Source organism: Streptomyces sp. BBFR102 (genome assembly GCF_051397025.1).
In the GTDB taxonomy this organism is placed as follows: Bacteria; Actinomycetota; Actinomycetes; order Streptomycetales; family Streptomycetaceae; genus Streptomyces.
This window is the reverse complement of record NZ_CP195757.1, coordinates 2,919,038-2,940,967: the sequence shown is the minus strand read 5'-3', so window position 1 is coordinate 2,940,967 and position 21,930 is coordinate 2,919,038. Positions and strand designations below refer to the sequence as shown.

Genomic DNA, 21,930 nt, shown 5'->3' with positions numbered 1-21,930 from the left:
AGCTCCAGGTCACAGCCTCGCAGGGTGCCGGAACACCGGCACGTTATCCCGGTCACCCCGGGCGCGGGAAGACTTGGCGTGTGAGACTCCTTCCGTGCGCGAAGGCGGAAAAATCACCGTATTCCTGCTCGACGACCATGAGATGGTGCGCCGGGGGGTGCGCGAGCTGCTGTCGGCCGAGAACGACATCGAGGTCGTCGGCGAGGCGGGTACCGCCGCCGAGGCCCTGGCCCGCATCCCCGCCACCCGCCCCGACGTGGCCGTTCTCGACGTACGGCTGCCGGACGGCAGCGGTGTCGAGGTCTGCCGCGAGGTCCGTTCCCACGACGAGTCGGTCAAGTGCCTGATGCTCACCTCGTACGCCGACGACGAGGCACTCTTCGGCGCGATCATGGCGGGCGCCTCCGGCTACATCCTGAAGGCCATCCGCAGCGGCGACCTCCTCGACGCCGTCCGCCAGGTCGCCGCCGGGGAGTCCCTCCTGGACCCGGCCGCCACCGCCCGCGTCCTGGAGCGGCTGCGCGGCCGGGACGCCCGCAGCGGTGACGAGCGCCTGAGCGGGCTCACCGAGCGGGAACGCCGCATCCTCGACCTGATCGGGGAGGGCCTGACCAACCGGGCCATCGGCGAGCGTCTCCACCTCGCCGAGAAGACCGTCAAGAACTACGTCTCCGCCCTGCTCGCCAAGCTCGGCATGGAACGCCGCTCCCAGGCCGCCGCGTACGTGGCGCGGATGCACGCGGAACGCGGCCGGTAGGCACCCGGCGGTACGGACGCCGACGGGCCTCCGGTCGTGATGACCAAAGGCCCGTCGGCTCGCGCGCGGAGGGAGCGGGGCGGTGCGGAGCCCGCCGGCTCACTGACCGCCGGTGGTCTCCCCGTCCGGCGGCGGCACCTCCTCCGTCGGCTCCGCGGGCGACGACGGCGGCAGCTCGGGCGACGGAGGCGGCTCCTCGGACTGCGAGGGCTGCTCGTCGTCCGAGGGGGCCGGGTCCGTCGGCGTCTGCGGGGTGCCCTCGGTGGGCTGCTCGTTCGACCAGCCCGGGTCGCCGGTCTGCTGCGGCGGGTACTGCTGCTCGGTGCCACCGGTGTCGCCCGGCACCGTCTCCTCGTCGGTCTCCTCGTCGGAGGGCGAGGTGGACGGCGAGGGGGACTCCTGGCTGGCGGAGGGGGACGGCTTCACCGGAGGCTTCTCGTCCCCGGTCCCGGCACCCTTCACCGCGAAGGCCACACCGCCGACGATCGCCAGCACCGCGAGCACCGCGATCAGCCACATCCGGCCGCGGCCTGACCCGCCGGGCCGGCCACCGCCCTCGTAACCGCCGTCGTCCACGCCCGGCGGCCGGATCATCGGCTGCTGCATCGTGCCCGGGTCGGGGTGCGGGAGGCCGCCGTGGCCGCCCATGCCGCCGACGCCCATGGCCGGGGTGTGGCCGCCCTCGTGCAGATCGACGGGGCCGGTGTTCCAGGTACGGGTGTGGCCGCCCTGCTGCTGGAGCATCTGGAGGCCGTACTGGACCAGGCCGCGCATCTCCTCGGCGCTCTGGAACCGGTCGTCCGGGTCCTTCGCGAGGGAGCGCATGACCAGGCCGTCCAGCTCGGGCGGCGCCGCGTCGGAGACCTCGGAGGGCGGCACCGCCTGGTCCTGGACGTGCTGGTAGACCACCGAGAGCGGCGTCTCGCCGGTGAACGGGGGCCGCAGCGCCAGCAGCTCGTAGAGGAGGCAGCCGGTGGCGTAGAGGTCCGAGCGGTGGTCGACGGCCTTGCCGAGCGCCTGCTCCGGGGAGAGGTACTGCGGGGTGCCCATCACCATGCCGGTCTGCGTCATCGTCGACTGGGCGCCGTGCAGCGCGCGGGCGATGCCGAAGTCCATGACCTTGACGGCGCCGGCGTGGGTGATGATGACGTTGGCCGGCTTGATGTCGCGGTGGACGATGCCGTGCTGGTGGCTGTAGGCGAGCGCCTCCAGGACCCCGGAGACGATGATGAGCGCCTGCTCGGGGCCGGGGGCCTCCGCGTCGACCAGCAGGTCACGGATGGTGTGACCCTCGACGATCTCCATCACGATGTAGGGGACGGTGCTGTTGCCGACCCGGTCCTCGCCGGAGTCGTAGACCGCGACCACCGCGTGGTGGTTCAGGCCCGCGACCGACTGCGCCTCGCGCGTGAAACGCGCCTTGGAGACGGGGTCCTCCGCCAGGTCCGAGCGGAGCAGCTTCACGGCGACGGTCCGGCCGAGCCGGACGTCCTCGGCCGCGAAGACCTCCGCCATACCGCCCCGGCCGAGTCTGCGCGTCAGCCGGTAGCGGCCGTCGCCTACGAGACCGCCGTTGCCCCACAGTTCCGGCGCGTCATGGGAGTCCGACATGTCGCCGCCAGCCGCCTCGGGGTCGGACGGGCCCTGAGCGCGCTGCGTCTGTGCCATCGGTCCTCGCCGTCGTGTCTTGATCGTCACTTTCCGCGCGCTCGGGTTACTCACTCGGAGTACGGAGATTCTCGGTCTCGCCCGGAGAGTCGCGCGGGTGCTCCGACGGGTCACGCTACAGCCTTGCAAGGCCCCGTCGTTCCGAGAAGGACCGGCCATCAAACCTCGAAAACCTCCTTCGGGGCAAATCCCCCACCCCCCGGAACCCGCCCTCCGGCCGCCCGCCGCTCTCGCCCCCCAGAGCGTGCGCGCCTCCGGCCTCCTGGTGCGGGACCGTTGTCGTACGGTCACGGAACGGCCACCCGGCTTGACGTGTCCGTGGCCTGCGGCAGACTTGGCCAAAATGTAGGGATCAGCGACTGGCGGGCACTCACCGTGCCGATGGGGGACGCAGGACATGAGCCAGGACGGCGCACAGGGCCGCTACGCAGGGCGGGCGGTGGCCGGTGGTCGCTACCAGCTCCGGGATCTGCTGGGCGAGGGCGGCATGGCCTCGGTGCACCTGGCCTACGACACGGTCCTCGACCGGCAGGTGGCCATCAAGACCCTGCACACGGAACTGGGCCGGGAGGCCGCCTTCCGCGAGCGGTTCCGCCGTGAGGCGCAGTCCGTGGCGAAGCTCACCCACACCAACATCGTCTCCGTCTTCGACACCGGTGAGGACGACGTCGACGGCACGGCCACGCCGTACATCGTCATGGAGTACGTCGAGGGACGGCCGCTCGGCTCGGTCCTCGACGAGGCGGTGTCCCGGCAGGGCGCGATCCCCGCCGACCAGGCGCTGAAGATCACCGCGGACGTGCTGGCCGCGCTGGAGATCAGCCACGAGATGGGGCTGGTCCACCGCGACATCAAGCCGGGCAACGTGATGATGACCAAGCGCGGCGTCGTGAAGGTCATGGACTTCGGCATCGCCCGCGCCATGCAGTCCGGCGTCACCTCCATGACCCAGACCGGCATGGTCGTCGGCACCCCGCAGTACCTCTCCCCCGAGCAGGCCCTCGGCCGCGGGGTGGACGCCCGCTCCGACCTGTACTCGGTCGGCATCATGCTCTTCCAACTGGTCACGGGAAGGCTCCCGTTCGAGGCGGACTCGCCGCTGGCCATCGCCTACGCGCACGTCCAGGAGGAGCCGGTCGCGCCCTCCTCGGTCAACCGCGCCCTCCCCCCGGCCGTGGACGCGCTGGTGGCCCGCGCGCTGAAGAAGAACCCGAACGAGCGGTTCCCCAGTGCCGAGGCGATGCGCGACGCATGCCTGCGGGTCGCCCAGTCACTCCAGCCGGCCGCTCCGAACATCGTCCCCGGCAGCCAGACGCAGAGCGGCGCGGGCGTCGGCTCGGCCGTCTTCCCGCCGGTCGGCCAGCAGCCGCCGTCCACCGGCCCGGTCCAGACGCCGTACCAGCCCGCTCCGTACGGCACCGGGACCCCGCCCTCGGCCCAGCACCACGCGACTCCCACCTCGGCCCCCGGCTACGGCTACCCGCAGCAGTCCGGTTACGCCACCCCGCAGCCCTACGGCCACCAGCAGGCCCCGGCGACCCCGCCGCCCTACGCGGCCGCCCCGCAGAACGGGGGCGGCGGCAAGCGGCAGTTGCCGCTGGTCATCGGGTCGATCGTGGTGGCGCTGCTGGCGGTCGGCGGTCTGGTCACCGCGCTCGCCCTCCAGGAGGACGACGACCCCGGCACCACGCAGGGGGAGGGGAAGGGCGGTCAGAAGCCCGGCTTCCGCGGCCCGGACCTCACCAAGACCATGGACGCCGAGGAGTGCACCGACCCGGACGTGGCGTACAGCGACCCGGAGAAGATCCGTGTCCCCGACTTCACCTTCACCAACATCACGTTCGTGAAGAAGTGCCTCCAGGGCGCGAAGTGGCAGTACGACACCACGACGATCGACGAGAACGCCTACGGCAAGGACACCGTGATGCGGCAGCACCCGAAGGCCGGCACCGAGGTCGACCCGGACGACATGCCGCCGATCCAGCTCGACGTCTCCAGCGGCAACCCGAGCTGACCCCCGCCTGACCCGCCCGAAGGGGCCGGGAGCGCCTTCGCGCCTCCCGGCCCCTTCGACGTACGGAGAAGGGCCGACTGCCGGCCTACAGGTACGGGCCTCCGGTGCGCCCGGCGGCCGGGGAGGCACCGTCGGCCTCCTCGGGCGCGACGCCGGGCGGCAGGGCGCGGCGCATCTGCTCCAACTGGGCGCGGGCCGCCATCTGCTGGGCGAAGAGGGTGGTCTGGATGCCGTGGAAGAGACCCTCCAGCCAGCCCACCAGCTGCGCCTGGGCGATGCGCAGCTCGGCGTCGCTCGGGGTGGCCTCGTCGGTGAAGGGCAGCGAGAGCCGCTCCAGTTCCTCGACCAGTTCCGGGGCGAGGCCGTCCTCCAGCTCCTTGACCGAGCTGGAGTGGATGTCCTTGAGGCGGTTCCGGCTCGCCTCGTCGAGAGGAGCCGCGCGCACTTCCTCCAGCAGTTGCTTGATCATGCTGCCGATGCGCATGACCTTCGCGGGCTGCTCGACCATCTCGGTCACCGGCACTTCGGTGGATTCGTCGTCGCCGCCCAGCGCCATCCCGTCCTGGCCCACGATCAGGACCTGCGGGTTCTCCGTCGAGCGTGACGACCGTTCGTTCCTGGGCATCTCCATGGCAGCCATTCTGTCGCACTCAGATCCGACGCACGCGCAGGGCGAGGAAGACCAGGCCGAGCCCGAGACCCACCATGATCAGTCCGCCTCCCAGCGGCAGCACGTGGAGCGTACGGCCCGAGGCACGGGCCATCGCCCGCTGCTCGGTGCTCCGCCCGGCCTCCCCCGCCGCGGCGTCCTCCCGGGCGAGGTCCGGGCCGGTCTCCTCCTCTCGCGGGGCGGGCGGAGCCTCGGGCGCGGCCCGGTAGGCGCTCTCCGCGTGCGCCGCCGGGAGGGAGCGCACGGACTCCCGCCGGTGTTCCGGGGTGCGAGGGGTGGGCGAGGGCGGCGCCGAGGGGGACGCGCTCGGCTCGGGCTGGTGCGGGGGCGCCTCGGGGCTCGGGACCTCGGGCGGCCCGGCCGGGATCAGGGTGGCGCCGGGGCGGAGCGGGGGGACGGCCCCAACGACCGGGGCGCTGCCGGACGAAGCCGACCCGGTAGGGGGCGCCGAGGGGTCGGGCACGCCCTGGGCGTGATGGTCCCGCATGCCGTCCAGTCGTGGTCCGGGGTCGTGGCGCTGGGCTTGGCCCGGCCGCTCGGGCGGGACGGGCCGGTCGGCGCTCTCGCCGGACCCCGGGGCGGGGGCCCGGGGGTCCACGGTGCCCGTACGGCCCGGCCGGTCGCGTCCGGGTCCGGACGCGTCGCCCATGCTCGCCGAGCCGGAGTCCGGGCGGGCCGTCGGCGCCGCGAGGGCGGGGGACGTCGGGACGGCGCACAGGGCGGTGGCGGTGAGCAGGAGTGCGGGCAGTGCGGTACGTCGTACGGGCATGCGCAGGTTCACGCCGGTGATCACGTCATTGCCCCCTGTCGGAGCCGGGTCGCTGGGCCGTCCGGGAAGACGACCGCGCTCACGGGCCTGAGCCGTCGTGCCCCGGCCCCCCCCCATCGATCGATCGACGTCACCAGCGTCACACGCCCCCCGCGCCCCGGCATCTCGGTTACCCACCGCTCCCGTACCGAAGCCCCGCGTACGAGTGAGCGGGGCGCCCCCTGTGCGGGCGGTGCCCGAGCCGAGCGGAACGGCCTTCAGCCGCTCGCGCGCTCCAACTCGACGGTGAGGCGGCGGGCGCGCTCCATCGCCCAGCCGGCGGCGAGCAGACCGCAACCGGCGGCGGAGGCCGGGACGGAGACGACCAGGAACGTGACCGGAGTCGTCCAGTCGCGGGCCACGGCACAGTTCAGCTCGTGCCGTTCCCGGTCGGTCAGGCTCGTCCGCGCGCTGTACGGGTCCGGGCGGTCCGCGACGGCCGGCGGCGCGCAGGTCTCGGAGGTCCCGTCCGCCCCGTAGGGCAGGAACACCTGCCAAGCGGCGCACACCCAGGCCAGGAGGGCGACCGCCAGCAGCGCCCACCCCCGGCCCCGCAGGCGGGCCGCCTGCGCGTGGAAGTCCCGTTCGACGGCTGCTGGATGCATCTCGGCTGTCCCCCGTGTCCGGCCGGCCTGTGGGAGCCCTCACCAGGGCCGAGAACCGCCGATACGGCTCCCCGCGACCGCCGTGGACGATAGCCCGACGCCGCGCATGCCCTTGCGGGAGGGGCCGGTTGAGGGCCCGTCACCCATCGGGCGGGCACCTCCCTCCCTCACGGCCGAGCCCCGGCCGGTGTCCGGCCGGGGCTCGGGAGCTCACTCTCCGGTGACGAGGAGGACCTTGCCGATGTGGCTGCTCTCCTCCAGGACCCGGTGTCCGGCCGCCGCGTCCCGCATCGGCAGCTCGCGGTCGACGACCGGCCGCACCCGCCCGGCGTCGATCAGCGGCCACACGTGCTCGCGGACGGCGGCGACGATGGCCGCCTTCTCGGAGGCGGGGCGCCCCCGGAGCGAGGTCGCGGTGACGGCGCCGCGCTTCCTCAGCAGGGTGGCGATGTCCAGCTCGGCCTTGGTGCCGCCCTGCATACCGATGATGGCGAGCCGGCCGTTGGTCGCCAGCGCCCGCACGTTCCGGTCCAGGTACTTGGCGCCCATGATGTCGAGGATGACGTCCGCCCCCGAGCCGGCGGTGACCTCGCGGATCTCCTCCACGAAGTCCTGCTCGCGGTAGTTGATGAGGATGTCCGCACCCAGCTCACCGCAGAACCGGAGCTTGTCCCGACTCCCCGCGGTGACCGCGACCCTGGCGCCGACCGCCTTGGCCAGCTGGATCGCCATGGTCCCGATACCGCTCGCCCCGCCGTGCACCAGCAGGGTCTCGCCGGGGCGCAACTGGGAGACCATGAAGACGTTGGACCAGACCGTGCAGACCACCTCGGGCAGGGCCGCCGCCGTCCTCAGATCGACACCGGCCGGCACCGGCAGCAGCTGGCCCGCCGGTACGGCGACCTTCTCGGCGTACCCGCCGCCGGACAGCAGGGCGCAGACCTCGTCACCCACGGCCCAGCCGGAGACCTCCGGGCCGATCGCCGCGATCCGGCCCGAGCACTCCAGGCCCGGGTACGGGGACGAACCGGGCGGCGGGTCGTAGAAGCCCTGCCGCTGGAGCAGATCGGCTCGGTTGACGGCGCCCGCGACGACCTCGACGAGCACTTCGCCCGCGCCGGGCACCGGGTCGGGGACAGGGGCCCAGACCAGGGCCTCGGGTCCACCGGGTTCGGGGATCGTGATCGCATGCATAGCCGCGAGGCTACGCCAGCGCCTGGCGGATGTTTCACGTGAAACGTCCGCCAGGGACCGGTAGCTCCCCGCGTGCGATGTTTCACGTGAAACATCATGGCTTCAGCGGCATTTCGCGCCATGTTTCACGTGAAACATCACCCCGGATCAGGGCATCGGGCGCTTCGGCCCCGCCGCTGTGGGGCGGACCGGGGCCGTACCGGGCTTGTTGTGGATGATCGTGATCACCCGGTCGGTGAGCTGGAGCGTGCCGATGGCCGGATCGTCGTAGCCGAGGAGCCGGTGCCCGCGCAGGACACTGACCACGAGGTCGCCGGTCTCCCGGGGGGTCTTGCCCACCTCGGCCTTTATCACCGGCCGTTCGACCAGGTCGAGGCCGCTGCCCTGCTGGATCAGGTCCTCCATCACCGTGCCGGCGCTGGGGCTGAGGACGGAGAGGCCCAGCAGCCGGCCGGCCGCGCTGGCGCTGGTGATCACCGCGTCGGCACCGGACTGCCGGAGCAGCGGCGCGTTCTCCTCCTCGCGGACGGCGGCGACGATGTTGGCGCCCCGGTTGAGCTGGCGCCCCGTCAGGGCGACGAGGACGGCGGTGTCGTCGCGCTGGGTGGCGATGATGATCCGGCGCGCCTTCTGCACCTCGGCACGGAGCAGGACGTCACTGCGGGTGGCGTCGCCGACGACCCCGACGAACCCCTCGGCGGCGGCCGCGTCGATCACCTTCTCGTTGGGGTCGACGATGACGATCTGCTCCTTGGAGAGACCGGAGGCGATCACCGTCTGGATCGCCGAGCGCCCCTTGGTACCGAAGCCGACGACGACAGTGTGCTCGCGCAAGGAGGACCTCCAGCGGTTCAGTCGCCACTCCTCCCGAGTCCGCTCGGTGAGGACCTCCAGCGTGGTGCCGACCAGGATGATCAGGAAGGCGACCCGCAGGGGGGTGACGGCGAGGATGTTGATGAGCCGCGCACTGTCGCTGACCGGCACGATGTCGCCGTAACCGGTGGTGGAGAGCGTGACGGTGGCGTAGTAGAAGGCGTCCAGGAAGTCGACGGAACCATCGGAGCCGTCACCGTAGCCGTCGCGGTCCAGATAGACGATGAAGACGGTGATGAGCAGGACGACGAGCGCCATCGACAGACGCTTGGCGACCTGGCGGAGCGGACGTTCCACCACGCGGTGGGGGAGCTTCACGCGGCGCGTGAGGAGGTGTTCGTCCGCGTCGCGCGCCATGGCGTCCTGGCCGGGCAGTTTCACGTGAAACCGCCGCCCCCACCCGCCCACGGCAGAGCCAGCAGCTCCACCCGGTGACCTGACTCGGCCCCGCCGGGGCCCACCACCGCCAGCGCGTCGGCCGTGGCCACGCCGCGCAGCATCGCCGGGCCGCCGAAGCCCAGCGGTCGCGCCCGCCCGGCGTCCACCCGCACCGGCACCAGCCGAGTGTCGGTCGGGTGCCCCTGAACAGCCTTGTCCAGGACGGCGGTCGGGGCGAGAGCCATGGCGTCGCAACCAGGCGGAGCGGTGACCGCGAGCGGGTCGGTGGAAAGCTGCATCCGGCGAGTCTCGTACACGTCGGGGGCGGCGCCGCCGCCGGGGGTGGCTCCGGTATCGGGCCGCTGCCAAAGCGGCGCCCCGGCGAGGCCCCGCAACAGCGGTACGACGAGGGTGAGCAGCCCGCTGACGGCGGCGAGCGGATTGCCGGGCAGGCCGACCAGGTGCTGACCGGGGGCGGTACGCGCCAGCAGCATCGGATGGCCCGGCCGGACCGCGACCCCGTCGACGAGCAGCTCGGCGCCGAGCCGGTCGAGCGTCGCGTGGACGAAGTCGACGGGCCCGGCCGCCGTCCCGCCGGTGGTGACGACGAGGTCCGCCTCCGAGGCGGCCAGGGCCCGGGCCAGCGCCTCGGGACGGTCGCCGAGGTGCTCCACGGCCCGCACCCGCGCACCGGCCTCCCGCAACCAGTGCGGCAGCATCGGGCCGAGGGCGTCGCGGATCAGCCCCTCTCGCGGCAGTCCGCGGGTGAGCAGTTCGTCGCCGAGGACGAAGAGGTCGACGGTGGGGCGGGCGTGCACCGCCAACGTGTCGTACCCGGCCGCCGCCGCCAGCCCGAGGGCCGCGGGGGTCACCGCGCTCCCGGCGGGCAGCAGGGTGTCGCCTGTGCGGCACTCCTGGGCACGCGGCCTGATGTCCTGCCCGTGGACCACCTCGCGCTGCGGATGGAGTCCGCCGTGGGCGTCGAGGCGGCCGTGCTCGCTACGGATGACGGCGGTCACCTCGCGCGGGACCCGGGCGCCGGTCGCGATCGGCACCGCCTCCCCGTCGGCCAGGGCCGCGCCGGACTGCCCCGCCAGGACGCCCTCGGGCCGGACCCGCCAAGGACCCGGCCCGGCCACCGCCCAGCCGTCCATCGCCGCCGTGTCGAAGGGCGGCAGGTCGGTGAGGGCGGCCAGCGGACGCGCCAGGACCAGCCCGAGCGCGTCGGCCGGCGGAAGCTCCAGCGCGGGCCGCGCCTGCGCGGTCCGCTCCCGGACCACCTGCCCGGCCCGCCCGGCCACGCCTACCGCGTCGGCCCAACTGGTCACGGCGGAGCCCCGGCGCCGTACGCCGCACTCCCTGCGGGGCGCCGCACCGGCGGGCTCCCGCCCGGCGGCGTCACCGTCCGGCGCACCGTCGGCCCGGGGCGCGCCACCGCTCCCGGCCGGCGGCGGAGTCCTCGGGCCTGGCGGCTCTGGACCGTACTCCGCGGGCCACTGCGTGCGGGCCGGGGGCGGGGCCGGGGCAGCCTCCGGCCCGGCGGGGAGGCCGACGGCACCGGGCGACTCCGCCGCGGGCTCCCGGGCCCCGGTCCGGTCACTCCCGGTACCGCGCCGCGCCTCACCGGTCCGGCCGTCGGCCTCCTGGTCGTACGGAGCGGCCGGCTCCTCGCGGGTGCGGCGCGCGGAGGCACCGTTGACCAGGGCCAGGATGCTGTCGAAGCCGTCCGGGTCGGGGGCCGGGCCCCCGCTCACCCGGTGCCTTCCCCGGGCTCGGGGGGCACCTCGGCCGCCCAGCGTTCGGCGAGCGCGGCGGCCTTGCGGGCCGCCTCGGCCACCGCTTCGGGCCCGCCGCCCGCACGGCCCGCCGCGTATCCCACCAGGAAGGTGGTGAGCGGGGCCGCGGGGCGCACGACACCGTGGGCGGCGTCGCGGGCGAGGTCGAGAAGCACACGGATGTCGACGTCCAGGTCGATGCCGAGTTCTTCCTTGGCTGCCAAGATCCATTCGTCCAACACGTGTCCATGCTCCCTGATCCGCGCGCGGGCCGCCGCGAGGTCCCCCCAGGTGTCGCAGTCGAAGGAGACCGGCGCGCCGCGCTCCTCGGCCTGGTGGTCCAGAGTCAGGCGCCCGGTGAGCCGCCGCAGCGGAAGCCCCGTCAGGTCGCCCTCCTCCCGGCGGATCTCCTCCAGTGCCCGCACCAACGGGGCCCTGCGGTACGCCCCGACCAGCGGCTGGTCCCGGCCCTCGGCGTCCCGGGCCAGTACGGCGTCCGCGTCGCCCGCCGCGAGCCGTGCGAGCAGCCCGCGCAGTGCCGCCTCGTCCAGGAACGGCAGATCGGCGGCGACCACGACCACGGCCCCCGGCCCGGCCGCGCCGCCCGCCGCCCGGACTCCGGCCGCCAACGCCGCCAGCGGCCCGCCGCCCGCGGGCTCCTCCCGCGCCCACACCACCTCGCGCGCCACCGCCCTCGGCGCCGCCACCACCACCGTGCTCCGGGCCGCCCCGCAGGCCGCCAGCACCCGGTCGATCAGCGCCCGTCCCCCGACCCGCAACCCCGGCTTGTCCGCCCCGTCGAGCCGCCGCGCCCCACCCCCCGCGAGCACCACGGCGTCGAACGCCCCCGCACTCCGGCCGGACGATCCGGCTTCACCAGACCCAGAACTCATGGCCCCGAGTATGCGCGGCCCCTCCCCGCCCCACGCCCCGCGACCGCCGACCGGGCGTACGCCTGCCGAACCGGGCCGACTCCTGAGGCCGACTACGCCAGGCCCGGCCGGGCCGCGCTCCACAGCCACGGCCGGGCCGGCACCCGGGGCTCACAGGCCCCGCAACAGCACCGCCGGCTGCTCCACGCAGTCGGCCACGTACCGGAGGAACCCCCCGGCGACCCCGCCGTCGCAGACGCGGTGGTCGAAGGTGAGCGAGATCTGCGTGACCTGGCGGACCGCCAGCTCGCCCTCGTGGACCCACGGCTTGGGGACGATCCGCCCCACCCCGAGCATCGCCGCCTCGGGATGGTTGATGATCGGCGTCGAGCCGTCGACCCCGAAGACGCCGTAGTTGTTCAGCGTGAAGGTGGAGCCGGTCAGCTCCCCGGGCGTCAGGGTCCCGGCGCGCGCCGCCCCCGTGAGACGGCCCAGTTCCTCGCTGAGGGACTCGGCGTTCCGCTCGTGGGCGTCGCGGACCACGGGCACGACCAGCCCCCGGTCGGTCTGCGCGGCGAAGCCGATGTGCACCCGTTCCAGCCGGACGATCTCACGGGCCTCGGTGTCCACCCGGGCGTTCAGCTCGGGGTGGCGGGCCAGCGCGGCGGCGCAGATCCGGGCCAGCAGCGCCAGCAGCGAGATCTTGGGGGCGTCCGGGCCGCCGGCCGTGTTCATCGCCCGCCGGGCGGCGAGCAGTTCGGTGGCGTCCACGTCGACCCAGCAGGTCGCCTCCGGGATCTCCCGGCGGCTCCGGCTCATCTTGTCGGCGACGACCCCGCGCACCCCGCGCAGCGCGATCCGCACCTCACCAGCGTCGCCCGGCGCCAGGGCGGCGTCGGCGCTCGGCCCGGCGGGGGCGGCGGACGCCCCGATCGCCCGCTCGACGTCCGCCCGGAGGACCAGCCCGCCGGGGCCGGACCCGGTCAGCGTCCGCAGCTCGACCCCGTTCCGCCGGGCCAGCCGCCGCACCAGCGGGGAGATGACCGGCACCGGGCCCGGCGCGGGCCCGGCCACGCCGTCCCGCGCGGGCACGTCGGGCGTGACCGCGTGGCGCCCGTAACCGGAGGCCACGCCGTTGACCGGCCCCCCGCCCGTGGCGAGGGCGGGGGCGGGCCGGACGCGGCGGCGCCGGGCGGGCGGTGCGCCCGTGCCGTAGCCGACCAGGACGGCCCCGGAGGTCTCCCCCGCGCCACCGCCCCCGGCCGCGTCCACGCCGTCGGCCTCGGCCTCGGCACGGTCCGCGCCGCCGGAACCGGAGCCGTCCGCCTCGTCCGCCGTGCCGACCGCGACCGTCAGCAGTGGTGCGCCGACGGCCAGTTCCTCGCCCTCCTCGCCGTACCGGGCGGTGACCACACCGGCGTACGGGCACGGCACCTCGACCATCGCCTTGGCCGTCTCGACCTCCACCACCGGCTGGTCGACGGCGACGACCTCGCCGACCTCGACCAGCCAGCGCACGACCTCCGCCTCGGTCAGCCCCTCACCGAGGTCGGGCAGCGTGAACTCCTTGACCTCGGCCATCAGCTCCCCGCCTCCCACTGCAGCCGCTCGACCGCGTCGAGGACCCGGTCGACGCCGGGCAGGTGGTGCCGCTCCAGCATCGGCGGCGGGTAGGGGATGTCGAACCCGGTGACGCGCAGCACGGGCGCCTCCAGGTGGTGGAAGCAGCGCTCGGTGACCCGGGCGGCGATCTCCGCGCCGGGCCCGCCGAAGCCGGTGGCCTCGTGGACCACCACGGCCCGCCCGGTCCTGCGCACCGAGGCGCAGACCGTCTCGTCGTCGAAGGGGACCAGCGAGCGCAGGTCGACCACTTCCAGCCGCCGCCCGTCGGCCCGCGCGGCCTCGGCCGCCTCCAGGCAGACCGGGAGCGAGGGCCCGTAGGTGAGCAGCGTCGCGTCGGTGCCGGTGCGGCGGACCGCGGCCCGTCCGATCGGCTCGACGGCGGTCGGCGCCTCGGGCGACCAGTCGGACTTCGACCAGTACAGCCGCTTCGGCTCCATGAAGACGACCGGGTCGTCCGAGGCGATGGCGGCGCGCAGCAGCCCGTACGCGTCCTCGACGGTCGCCGGGGTGACCACGTGCAGACCGGGCGTGGCCACGTAGTACGCCTCGGAGGAGTCGCTGTGGTGCTCGACGCCGCCGATGCCGCCGCCGTACGGGACGCGGACGGTGATCGGCAGGGGCATCGCGCCCCGGGTGCGGTTGCGCATCTTGGCGACGTGCGAGGCGAGTTGCTCGAACGACGGGTACGCGAAGGCGTCGAACTGCATCTCCACCACCGGGCGCAGGCCGTACATGGCCATGCCGACGGCGGTGCCGAGGATGCCGGCCTCGGCGAGCGGGGTGTCCGTGCAGCGGTCGTCGCCGAACTCGGCGGCCAGGCCGTCGGTGATCCGGAAGACGCCGCCGAGCGTGCCCACGTCCTCACCGAGCACGTGGACGGCAGGGTCCTCGGCCATGGCGTCGCGCAGCGCGCGGCCGATGGCCTGGCCCATGGTGGCGGGCTTGGCCGCCTTGGCGCGGCGGGCGGGGCGGGCCTCAGCCGTACCCGGCGTCCCGGTCGGCCCGGGGGCGGCGGCGGTCATCGGAGGTCCTCCCCGTGGCTGGCGGCTTCGGCGTCGAGTTCGGCGCGCAGGTGCGCGGCCTGCTCCCGCAGCTGCGGGGTGGGCTCGGCGTAGACGTGGTCGAAGAGGTCGGCCGGGGTCAGCTCGGCGTCGGCGTTCATCCGCTCGCGCAGCGAGGCGGCGAACCGCTCGGCGTCCTCGCGGACCGCCGCGAACTCGGCCTCGTCGGCGAGGCCGCGCGCCCGCAGCGCCCCTTCGACCAGCTCCACCGGGTCGTGGGCGCGCCACGCCTCGACCTCCTCGGCGCCCCGGTAACGGGTGGCGTCGTCGGCGTTGGTGTGGGCGTCGACGCGGTACGTGATCGCCTCGACCAGGGTGGGGCCGCCGCCCGCACGGGCCCGGGCCACCGCCTCGGCGAGGACGGTGTGGACGGCGAGGGCGTCGTTGCCGTCGACCAGGCGGCCCGGCATGCCGTAACCGACGGCCTTGTGGGCGAGGGAGGGGGCGGCGGTCTGCTTGTCGAGCGGTACCGAGATGGCGAAGCCGTTGTTCTGCACCAGGAAGACGACGGGCGCCTGCCAGACGGCCGCGAAGTTGAGCGCCTCGTGGAAGTCGCCCTCGCTGGTCCCGCCGTCGCCGACCATGGCGAGCGCCACCACGTCGTCCCCCTTGAGGCGCGCGGCGTGGGCGAGGCCGACCGCGTGCGGCAGCTGGGTGGCGAGCGGCGTGGAGAGCGGCGCGATCCGTACGGCGAGCGGGTCGTACCCGGTGTGCCAGTCGCCGCGCAGCAGCGTGAGCACCTCCATCGGGTCCACGCCCCGGGCGACGGCGGCGAGGGTGTCGCGGTAGCTGGGGAAGAGCCAGTCGCGCTCCTGGAGGACCAGGGCGGCGGCGACCTCGCACGCCTCCTGGCCGGTGGAGGAGGGGTAGACGGCGAGGCGGCCCTGCTTGGTGAGGGCGGTGGCCTGCGTGTTGTAGCGGCGGCCCAGCACCAGCTCGCGGTGGAGGCGCTTCAGCAGGGCCGGGTCGGCCGAGGCGGCCGCCTCGGTCCCAAGGACACGGAACGGGGACTCGTCGGGCAGCAGCGGCCCCGGGTCCACGCGCGGGCGCCAGACCGGCGGCGTGACGGTGTGCTCCGCCGCCTCGGGTACGTCCTCGGGGCCGGTGCGCCGACGCCGGTCGACGACCGGCGTACTCTGCCGCTTCTTCGACACGTCGCCTCCTCCTTGTCACGAACGGTCACACAGGGAAGGAGCGCCCGCACGGCGTGCTGTGACGCTCCTCACCTACCGATTGTTCGGTCGCCGATGCATTTTGGCTACGGGTGGCCCCAGGATGTGGACGAACGGTTCTGCACGATGCGGGCCGGGCACAGGTCGTCCAAGGGGCGGGCCCGCCGGGAGTGGGGAGCGATACGAATGGCCGGACAGACAGCACCCAGACCACTGGACGCCGTCGACAGGAACATCCTGCGGCTGCTCCAAGCGGACGGCCGCGCCTCGATCCGGTCGGTGGCCGACACCGTCCACGTCTCGCGCGCCAACGCCTACGCCCGCATCAACCGCCTCATGGACGACGGCGTCATCCGCGGGTTCGGGGCGCGCGTCGACCACGAGCGCGCCGGGCAGGGGGCCTGCGCCTACATCACCCTGAAGATCGTCCAGAACTCCTGGCGCACCGTCCGCGAGGAACTCCGCCACCTGCCCGGCGCCGCGCACATCGCCCTGGTCAGCGGGGACTTCGACGTCCTCCTCATGGTCCACGCCGCCGACAACCGCGCCCTGCGCGAACTGGTCCTCACCCGCCTCCAGTCCATGCCCGACGTCCTCTCGACCAGAACCCTCCTGGTCTTCGAGGAGGAGGAGCTGTCACCCGAAGGGTGACGACGGACGAGCCTCGGCCCGGACTCAGCCGGCCGGCGTTCGAGGCCCTCGTTGACCGGAGGTCGACGCGGTCCGCAGCGCCGACGACGCCGTCAGCCCGGCCGGCGTACGAGGCCACTTCACGTCAAAGATGGCCTCGAACGCCGGCCGGGCTGAGGTCTGCCGGGTCGGCCGGAGTGGCCCGGTCAGCCGGAGTGGCCGGGCAGGCCAGGACGGCGGCGTCAGCCCTGGGCCCGCAGGCCGGAGAAGGCGATCCGCACGACCGCGTCGGCGATCTCGGCCCCGCTCCCGACGGGCCCGTCCTCGTACGGAGACCCCCCGCCCCCGTGCCGGACCCCGTCCGGCCGAACCCACTCGACGACCGAGTTGATCATCCCGAAGAGCAGCCGGGTGGCCATCCGCACCTCGACGTCGCCGCGCAGCTCCCCCTCCTGGACGGCCGCCGAGAAGAGCCCGGCCACCCGGTGGTCGAACTCGCGGCGCCGCTCCAGCGCCCACCGCTCGGTGTCGGTGTTGCCGCGCACCCGCAGCAGCAGCGTCACGTAGGGGAGTTCGGCGAGGAGCACCTCCACGGTGCGGCGCGTGACGTACTCGGCGCGCTCCAGCGGGCGGCCGGTGACCGCGCCCTGCTCGTCCAGGACGGCGAAGAGCCCGTCGATGGCCCGGCTGACCGCGCGGCGCAGCAACTCCTCCTTGCTGGACACGTGGTGGTAGATCGAGGACTTGGAGATCCCGGCGGCCTGCGAGAGGTGCTCCATCGAGGTGCCGTCGTAGCCGCGTTCGTTGAAGACGCGCACCGCCACCGAGAGCAGCGTCTGCGGCGTGTACGTGTCGCGCCCACCCCGCGTCGCGCGCCCCGCGCCCCGCCCCCGCCGCCCGGCCGTGGCCGCGTCCGGCGTGCCGCTGCCCTCGTGTGCTGTCATGCCCGCGATCCTCCCGTACGGATACCGGGGGCCCGGCAAGGGGGTGCACCCCCACCGAACCGACCGATCGTTCGGGCAATCTAACGCGATCCTCGCCCCACGGCTCACCCGGAACCGTCAGGCGGGCGCCGCCCCCGAGGCCGAGGCCCAGTGGAAGAGGGCCATGCCGACGCTGGTCGCCAGGTTGTAGCTGGAGACCTGGGGGCGCATCGGCAGGGCGACCAGGTGGTCCGCGCGGGCCCGCAGCTCGGCCGTCAGCCCGTGCCGCTCGGAGCCGAAGGCCAGCAGCGCGTCGTCCGGCAGGGTGAGGCCCCGGATGTCGGCGCCCTCCGGGTCCAGCGCGAAGAGCGGCCCGTCCGGCAGCTCGGGGGCCTCCAGCGCCGCCACCGCCGTCGCGAAGTGCAGCCCCGCCCCACCCCGTACCACCGTCGGGTGCCACGGATCGAGCGGTCCGGTCGTCACCACCCCGCTCGCCCCGAACCCGGCCGCGAGCCGCACGACCGCCCCCGCGTTGCCCAGGTGGCGGGGCTGGTCCAGCACCACCACCGGCGTGCGGCGCCCGCCACGCAACGACTCCGCGACCGCGACCGGATCGGGCCGCTCCGCGAGCGCCGCCACCCCGGTCGGGTGCGGCCGCGCGAGAAGCCCGCGCAGCGTCCCCGCGTCCACCTCCACCAGCAGCCGCGCCAGTACCCCCGCCACGTCCGGCGCCAGCTCCGCCGCCAGCTCCAGTGCCCCCGCCCGGTCGGTACAGAGCGCCACCGGTACCACCGCACCGAACCGGAGCGCATGCTTCAGCGCGTGGAACCCCTCCAGCAGTACCTGGCGGGGCGCGGCCCCGGGGCCGGAGCCCGCCTCCGGGGCCAGCCCCCGCCAGCGCTCCAGCGCCTCGTACGCGTTCATGGCGGGAAGCCTACGACGGGCGGACGGGCAGCTTCCGCCCCGGCCCGGCCGGCTCCTCGCCCCTGGGCCCGCCGTCCACGCCCCTCCGGAGCACCGCACGCGCCCGGCGCACCACCCCGTCGCGCACCCTCGCGCACCACCCGCCGGCCCACAGCAGGAAGACCGTCGGCAGGAAGACCGAGTCGGCCGCGATCATCGCCAGCGAGAAGAACGGCAGCCCCAGCAGCACCGCGATGGCCAGGTGCTCGACCATCATCACCGCCAGCAGCACGTTCTTCGCCCGCCGGTTGAGCAGCGCGAACGGGAACGCCACCTGCGTCAGCACCGTCCCGTACGTCACCACCAGCACCAGCAGCCCGTGACCGGCCAGCATCCCGGAGAGCCCGGGCCACGGCGAGAACGACTCCAGCTGCAACGGGTAGTAGACCGCCGTGCCGTCCTGCCAGCGGCTGCCCTGGATCTTGTACCAGCCGGCGGTCGCGTAGATCAGGCAGGTCTCCGCCATGATCACCAACAGGGCGCCGTTGTGCACCAGATGGGCCACCACGTCACTGAGCAGGTACGCCTGCCCCTGTGGCGCCCGCCTGCCCAGCCACCACCACAGCGCCTGCCCGGACAGCACCGCCCAGAAGAACAGCAGCCAGCCCCAGCCGACCACGCCCAGGGCGGTCACCGCCGCCAGCGCCGCCCCACCACCCGCCCACAGCACCGGCCCGGCGCGGTCCGCCCACGGCTCGCGCCCCGCCGCGCCCGCCCGCGCCGCCCGGCGCGCGTCCAGCGACCAGACCTGGCCGCAGCGGGTCAGCACCAGGTAGATCGCGAGCAGATGGATGACGTTGTCGCCGCCGTCGCCGACGAAGATGTTCCGGTTCTGCAGCGAGAGCACGCCCACCATGAACAGCACGGACGTCGTCCGCGTCCGCCAGCCGACCAGCAGCAGCGCACTCGCCAGCACGGCCAGCGCGTACACCGCCTCGAACCACAGCCGCCCGTCCGACCACATCAGCAAGGTGAACGCGTCGTTCCCCGAGATCAGCCGCCGCGCCATCGACCAGCCCCACGGCCCGTCAGGCCCGTAGAGCAGCTGCCGGTGCGGGAACTCCCGTACCAGGAACAGCAGCCACGTCCCCGCCACCCCGATCCGCACCACGGCGGTCTGGTACGGGCCGAGCGACCGCGACGTCACCAGGTGCACGCCCCGCGCGAACCCGGCCGGCACCCCCTTCACCGCGCGCCCCCGTCACCCTCGCGCCGCAGCCGGAGCGTCCCACCGAGCGGAACGTCCGCATCCGTCACCGACCACCACGCCAGCTCGCGGTCGGCCGGCGCCCGGCTCGCCTTCTCCTCGCTCCACGGCGGCGGCGGGACCGGCGTCGTCCGCGAACGCAGCTGTATCCGGTCGATCACCCCGTCCCGCGTACCGTCCAGCTCCGCCGCCAGCCGCGCCAGCACGATCCGGCGCACGTACCGCTCGGAGAGGTCGCCACGCACCCCGTTCGGCACCCCGGCGCCGTCGTGCGAGTTGACGTAGAAGTCCCAGCCCCGGCGGAGCAGGTTCTGCCGCGTGTGGCTCGGCAGCAGGTCCCCGTCGATCGCCTCGCCGTCCAGCGCCGACAGGTCGACCCACCGGGTCCGGTCCAACGCCCCGTCCTCCACCAGGATCTCGGCACGCGCCTGCACGGCGATGTTCTGCTGCAGGGGGTTGGGCGCGAACAGCTTCCAGTTCTGCTCGAACTCCGGGTAGACGTAGTCGTCGACCGCCTGCCCGTGCTGCCTGGTCACCGTGTTGGCGGGCGCGATGTGCAGGAACACCATCAGCAGATGCACCCCCACCCCCGCCGCCACCAGCGCCAGCACCACGGCCGCCACCACCTGGTTCCCGACCCGCAACGCCCCGATCCCCGGCCCCGCCGCCCCCGCCTCGACGGCTGGGGCAACGGATTCCGGTACGGGGGTGGGTATGCGCCCCTTCCCCTTCCCGGCCACGGGCGGGGGAGCCGACGCGGGAACGGGGCCGGCGGGACCGGGCGCGGAACCGAGGACGTGCGCGGTACGACCTGGGAAGCGAGCACCCCCGCCCTCCCGCCCCTCGCCGTCCGACGGCGCGCAGGGGCCGGGAACGTGCTCCGGGGAGGCCGCCCGCTGGGCACCGATCCCCGGCCGTCGCGGGATCGTACGGTCCGCGTCCCGCCCCTGCCCGTCCGCCCCGGGGTCCGCGTCCCCGGCACCGCCGTATGCGTCCATCCGAACCGTCCCCGTTTCGCCGAGCGGCGGCGCTCATGGTCCGCCCGCGCAGAAACCGTACTCAGGGCAAGGTCCCGCCCGCAGGGCCACGCCCCACTCCGGCATCCGCCTCAGGCGACGAAGCCGGGCCGGCCCCCCTCGTCGACCAGCGGGCGGCCGGCGATTTCCCAGGCCCGCATGCCGCCCTCGACGTTCACCGCGTCGATCCCCTGCTGCCGCAGGTACATCGTGACCTGCGCCGACCGGGCGCCCGACCGGCAGATCACGTTGACCCGTCCGTCCTGCGGCGCCACCTCGGTCAGCTCGCCGTACCGCTCGGCGAACGCGCTCATCGGGATGTGGAGCGCACCGGCGGCGTGGCCCGCGTTCCACTCGTCGTCCTCCCGGACGTCCAGCAGGAAGTCCTCGCCGGACAACGCTCCGACCTCGACCGTGGGTACCGCAGATCCGAAATGCATGGGCCCGACGCTACCGGACGCCCTCGGTCCGCCCCGCGCCCCGCCGCGGCCGTCCCCGCCCCCCGGCGCCGGTCACCCCAGCAACGCGGCCAGCTCCCGCTCGCGTCCGGCGACCTCGGCGAGGAGCTGCTCGGCGATCTGGTCCAGCAGCCCGTCGGGGTCGTCCTGCGCCACGCGCAGCATCGAGCCGATCGCCCCGTCCTCCAGCTCCTTCGCGATCAGCGTCAGCATCTCCTTGCGCTCGGCCAGCCACTCCAGCCGCGCGTACAACTCCTCGCTCCGGCTCGGCGGCTGCTCCTCCGGCGCCGGACCCGCCTCCCACTCGGCGGTCAGCGCCCGCAGCGCCGCCTCGTCGCCGAGTGTGTACGCGTTGTTGACCCGGGCGATGAAGGCGTCCCGGCGCGCCCGCTCGGCCTCCCCCGGTGCCAGGTCGGGGTGGGCCTTGCGCACCAGGTCCCGGTAGAGACGGCGGGCGTCGGCACTGGGGCGGACCCGCTGCGGCGGACGCACCGGCTGGTCGGTGAGCATGGCGGCCCCCTCGGGGGAGAGCCCCCCGGAGTCGAGCCAGCCGTGGAACAGCTCCTCCACCCCCGGCATCGGCATGACCCTCGCCCTGGCCTCCTTGGCCAGCCGCAGATCCTCGGCGTCACCGGTCCGCGCCGCCTTCGCCTCGGCGATCTGGGCGTCCAGCTCGTCGAGGCGGGTGTACATCGGGCCGAGTTTCTGGTGATGCAGCCGGGAGAAGTTCTCGACCTCCACCCGGAAGGTCTCCACCGCGATCTCGAACTCGATCAACGCCTGCTCGGCGGCCCGGACCGCCTTCTCCAGCCGCTCCTCGGGTCGCCGGGGGGAGTCGGCCCCGCCGGGACCGGCCGGCTCGGCGGCGGCTTCGGCGGGGCCACCGGCTCGCTTCCGGCCTGCGGGTGCCCCGTCGGAGGCAGCCGCGCCGGTGGGCCCCTCGGCGGCGGGTTCCGAGGTAAAGGGCGCGCCCGGGGAAGGCTCGTCCTGGGCGGGGGCGGGCTGAGATTCGGCTTCCGGGCTCGTCACCCGTCCAGCGTAGGCCCTGTGGCCGAACGGGGGTGCTCGTCGGTGAGGCGGGGGTAGGGGCGCCGTCCCTGAGCCCGGCTGGGGACGCCCGCGGACACCCACGCACGGGGGCTCCCGCCCCCTCCCCGGTCACCGACACCCCACCTGACCCACGCGTCCCGGCCGCACCGGACAGTCCGCGGCCCTGCCGAACAGCCCGCCCCCGGGGGCCGATCACCGCCCGAGCCGCCTGAG

The 21,930-nt window shown here is 74.5% G+C and carries 20 protein-coding genes; 3 read left to right on the top strand and 17 right to left on the bottom strand.

Annotated elements, in window-relative coordinates; all coding sequences use genetic code 11:
* Positions 1–94 precede the first annotated feature (94 nt).
* Positions 95–757, top strand: coding sequence for a response regulator (locus ACSLIC_RS13040; protein WP_436737829.1), 663 nt, complete (start codon positions 95–97; stop codon positions 755–757).
* A 99-nt stretch (positions 758–856) separates the two neighbouring features.
* Here ACSLIC_RS13040 and ACSLIC_RS13035 read toward each other — a convergent pair whose 3' ends face one another.
* Entirely contained in the window at positions 857–2,425 is a 1,569-nt protein-coding gene (locus ACSLIC_RS13035; RefSeq protein ID WP_436737828.1) for a protein kinase domain-containing protein, read from the bottom strand.
* A 397-nt stretch (positions 2,426–2,822) separates the two neighbouring features.
* Here ACSLIC_RS13035 and ACSLIC_RS13030 point away from each other — a divergent pair, with 397 nt between their 5' ends.
* The gene (locus tag ACSLIC_RS13030; RefSeq protein WP_436737827.1) at positions 2,823–4,439 is read left to right on the top strand and encodes a protein kinase domain-containing protein; all 1,617 of its coding nucleotides are present in this window, start codon (positions 2,823–2,825) and stop codon (positions 4,437–4,439) included.
* An 85-nt stretch (positions 4,440–4,524) separates the two neighbouring features.
* Here the strand turns inward: ACSLIC_RS13030 and ACSLIC_RS13025 are convergent, their stop codons facing one another.
* The 10 genes from ACSLIC_RS13025 to pdhA all read right to left on the bottom strand — a co-directional run bounded on the left by ACSLIC_RS13025 (position 4,525) and on the right by pdhA (position 15,452).
* Positions 4,525–5,070 carry a bacterial proteasome activator family protein gene (locus tag ACSLIC_RS13025; protein ID WP_436737826.1) on the bottom strand — a complete coding sequence of 182 codons (546 nt, stop codon included), beginning with the start codon at positions 5,068–5,070 and terminating at the stop codon, positions 4,525–4,527.
* 19 nt (positions 5,071–5,089) lie between these two features.
* Complete coding sequence (locus ACSLIC_RS13020) at positions 5,090–5,902, bottom strand: hypothetical protein (protein ID WP_436737825.1); 813 nt, start codon at positions 5,900–5,902, stop codon at positions 5,090–5,092.
* Positions 5,903–6,135: 233 nt separating this feature from the next.
* A complete protein-coding gene (locus ACSLIC_RS13015; protein WP_436737824.1) occupies positions 6,136–6,522 on the bottom strand; it encodes a hypothetical protein in 387 nt (128 codons plus the stop codon).
* 210 nt (positions 6,523–6,732) lie between these two features.
* On the bottom strand, positions 6,733–7,716 hold the full coding sequence (locus ACSLIC_RS13010) for an NAD(P)H-quinone oxidoreductase (protein WP_436737823.1): 984 nt from the start codon (positions 7,714–7,716) through the stop codon (positions 6,733–6,735).
* A gap of 147 nt (positions 7,717–7,863) precedes the next feature.
* Entirely contained in the window at positions 7,864–8,970 is a 1,107-nt protein-coding gene (locus ACSLIC_RS13005) for a potassium channel family protein (protein ID WP_436737822.1), read from the bottom strand.
* Positions 8,967–10,721, bottom strand: coding sequence for a molybdopterin molybdotransferase MoeA (locus ACSLIC_RS13000; RefSeq protein WP_436737821.1), 1,755 nt, complete (start codon positions 10,719–10,721; stop codon positions 8,967–8,969). Before ACSLIC_RS13000 ends, ACSLIC_RS13005 begins: the two co-directional genes overlap by 4 nt.
* Positions 10,718–11,635 (bottom strand): DUF6457 domain-containing protein, encoded by a 918-nt coding sequence (locus ACSLIC_RS12995; RefSeq protein WP_436737820.1) that lies wholly within the window; start codon positions 11,633–11,635, stop codon positions 10,718–10,720. The genes ACSLIC_RS13000 and ACSLIC_RS12995 overlap by 4 nt, the downstream gene beginning before the upstream one ends.
* Positions 11,636–11,785: 150 nt before the next feature.
* Complete coding sequence (locus tag ACSLIC_RS12990; RefSeq protein WP_436737819.1) at positions 11,786–13,195, bottom strand: dihydrolipoamide acetyltransferase family protein; 1,410 nt, start codon at positions 13,193–13,195, stop codon at positions 11,786–11,788.
* Entirely contained in the window at positions 13,195–14,259 is a 1,065-nt protein-coding gene (locus ACSLIC_RS12985; protein ID WP_436737818.1) for an alpha-ketoacid dehydrogenase subunit beta, read from the bottom strand. Before ACSLIC_RS12985 ends, ACSLIC_RS12990 begins: the two co-directional genes overlap by 1 nt.
* The gene (gene pdhA / locus ACSLIC_RS12980) at positions 14,256–15,452 is read right to left on the bottom strand and encodes a pyruvate dehydrogenase (acetyl-transferring) E1 component subunit alpha (protein ID WP_436737817.1); all 1,197 of its coding nucleotides are present in this window, start codon (positions 15,450–15,452) and stop codon (positions 14,256–14,258) included. Before pdhA ends, ACSLIC_RS12985 begins: the two co-directional genes overlap by 4 nt.
* A 204-nt stretch (positions 15,453–15,656) precedes the next feature.
* On the opposite strand from pdhA, the gene ACSLIC_RS12975 reads away from it, so the two are divergent.
* Positions 15,657–16,121, top strand: coding sequence for an Lrp/AsnC family transcriptional regulator (locus tag ACSLIC_RS12975; RefSeq protein ID WP_436737816.1), 465 nt, complete (start codon positions 15,657–15,659; stop codon positions 16,119–16,121).
* Between the two features lie 221 nt (positions 16,122–16,342).
* Here the strand turns inward: ACSLIC_RS12975 and ACSLIC_RS12970 are convergent, their stop codons facing one another.
* The 6 genes from ACSLIC_RS12970 to ACSLIC_RS12945 all read right to left on the bottom strand — a co-directional run bounded on the left by ACSLIC_RS12970 (position 16,343) and on the right by ACSLIC_RS12945 (position 21,696).
* Positions 16,343–17,044 carry a TetR/AcrR family transcriptional regulator gene (locus tag ACSLIC_RS12970; RefSeq protein ID WP_436737815.1) on the bottom strand — a complete coding sequence of 234 codons (702 nt, stop codon included), beginning with the start codon at positions 17,042–17,044 and terminating at the stop codon, positions 16,343–16,345.
* 117 nt (positions 17,045–17,161) lie between these two features.
* Positions 17,162–17,947 carry a TrmH family RNA methyltransferase gene (locus ACSLIC_RS12965; protein WP_436737814.1) on the bottom strand — a complete coding sequence of 262 codons (786 nt, stop codon included), beginning with the start codon at positions 17,945–17,947 and terminating at the stop codon, positions 17,162–17,164.
* A gap of 10 nt (positions 17,948–17,957) precedes the next feature.
* On the bottom strand, positions 17,958–19,142 hold the full coding sequence (locus ACSLIC_RS12960; RefSeq protein WP_436737813.1) for an HTTM domain-containing protein: 1,185 nt from the start codon (positions 19,140–19,142) through the stop codon (positions 17,958–17,960).
* A gap of 29 nt (positions 19,143–19,171) precedes the next feature.
* Complete coding sequence (locus tag ACSLIC_RS12955) at positions 19,172–20,191, bottom strand: DUF5819 family protein (protein WP_436737812.1); 1,020 nt, start codon at positions 20,189–20,191, stop codon at positions 19,172–19,174.
* A 110-nt stretch (positions 20,192–20,301) separates the two neighbouring features.
* Complete coding sequence (locus ACSLIC_RS12950) at positions 20,302–20,649, bottom strand: rhodanese-like domain-containing protein (protein ID WP_436737811.1); 348 nt, start codon at positions 20,647–20,649, stop codon at positions 20,302–20,304.
* A 72-nt stretch (positions 20,650–20,721) separates the two neighbouring features.
* Positions 20,722–21,696 carry a J domain-containing protein gene (locus tag ACSLIC_RS12945; RefSeq protein WP_436737810.1) on the bottom strand — a complete coding sequence of 325 codons (975 nt, stop codon included), beginning with the start codon at positions 21,694–21,696 and terminating at the stop codon, positions 20,722–20,724.
* Positions 21,697–21,930 lie beyond the last annotated feature (234 nt).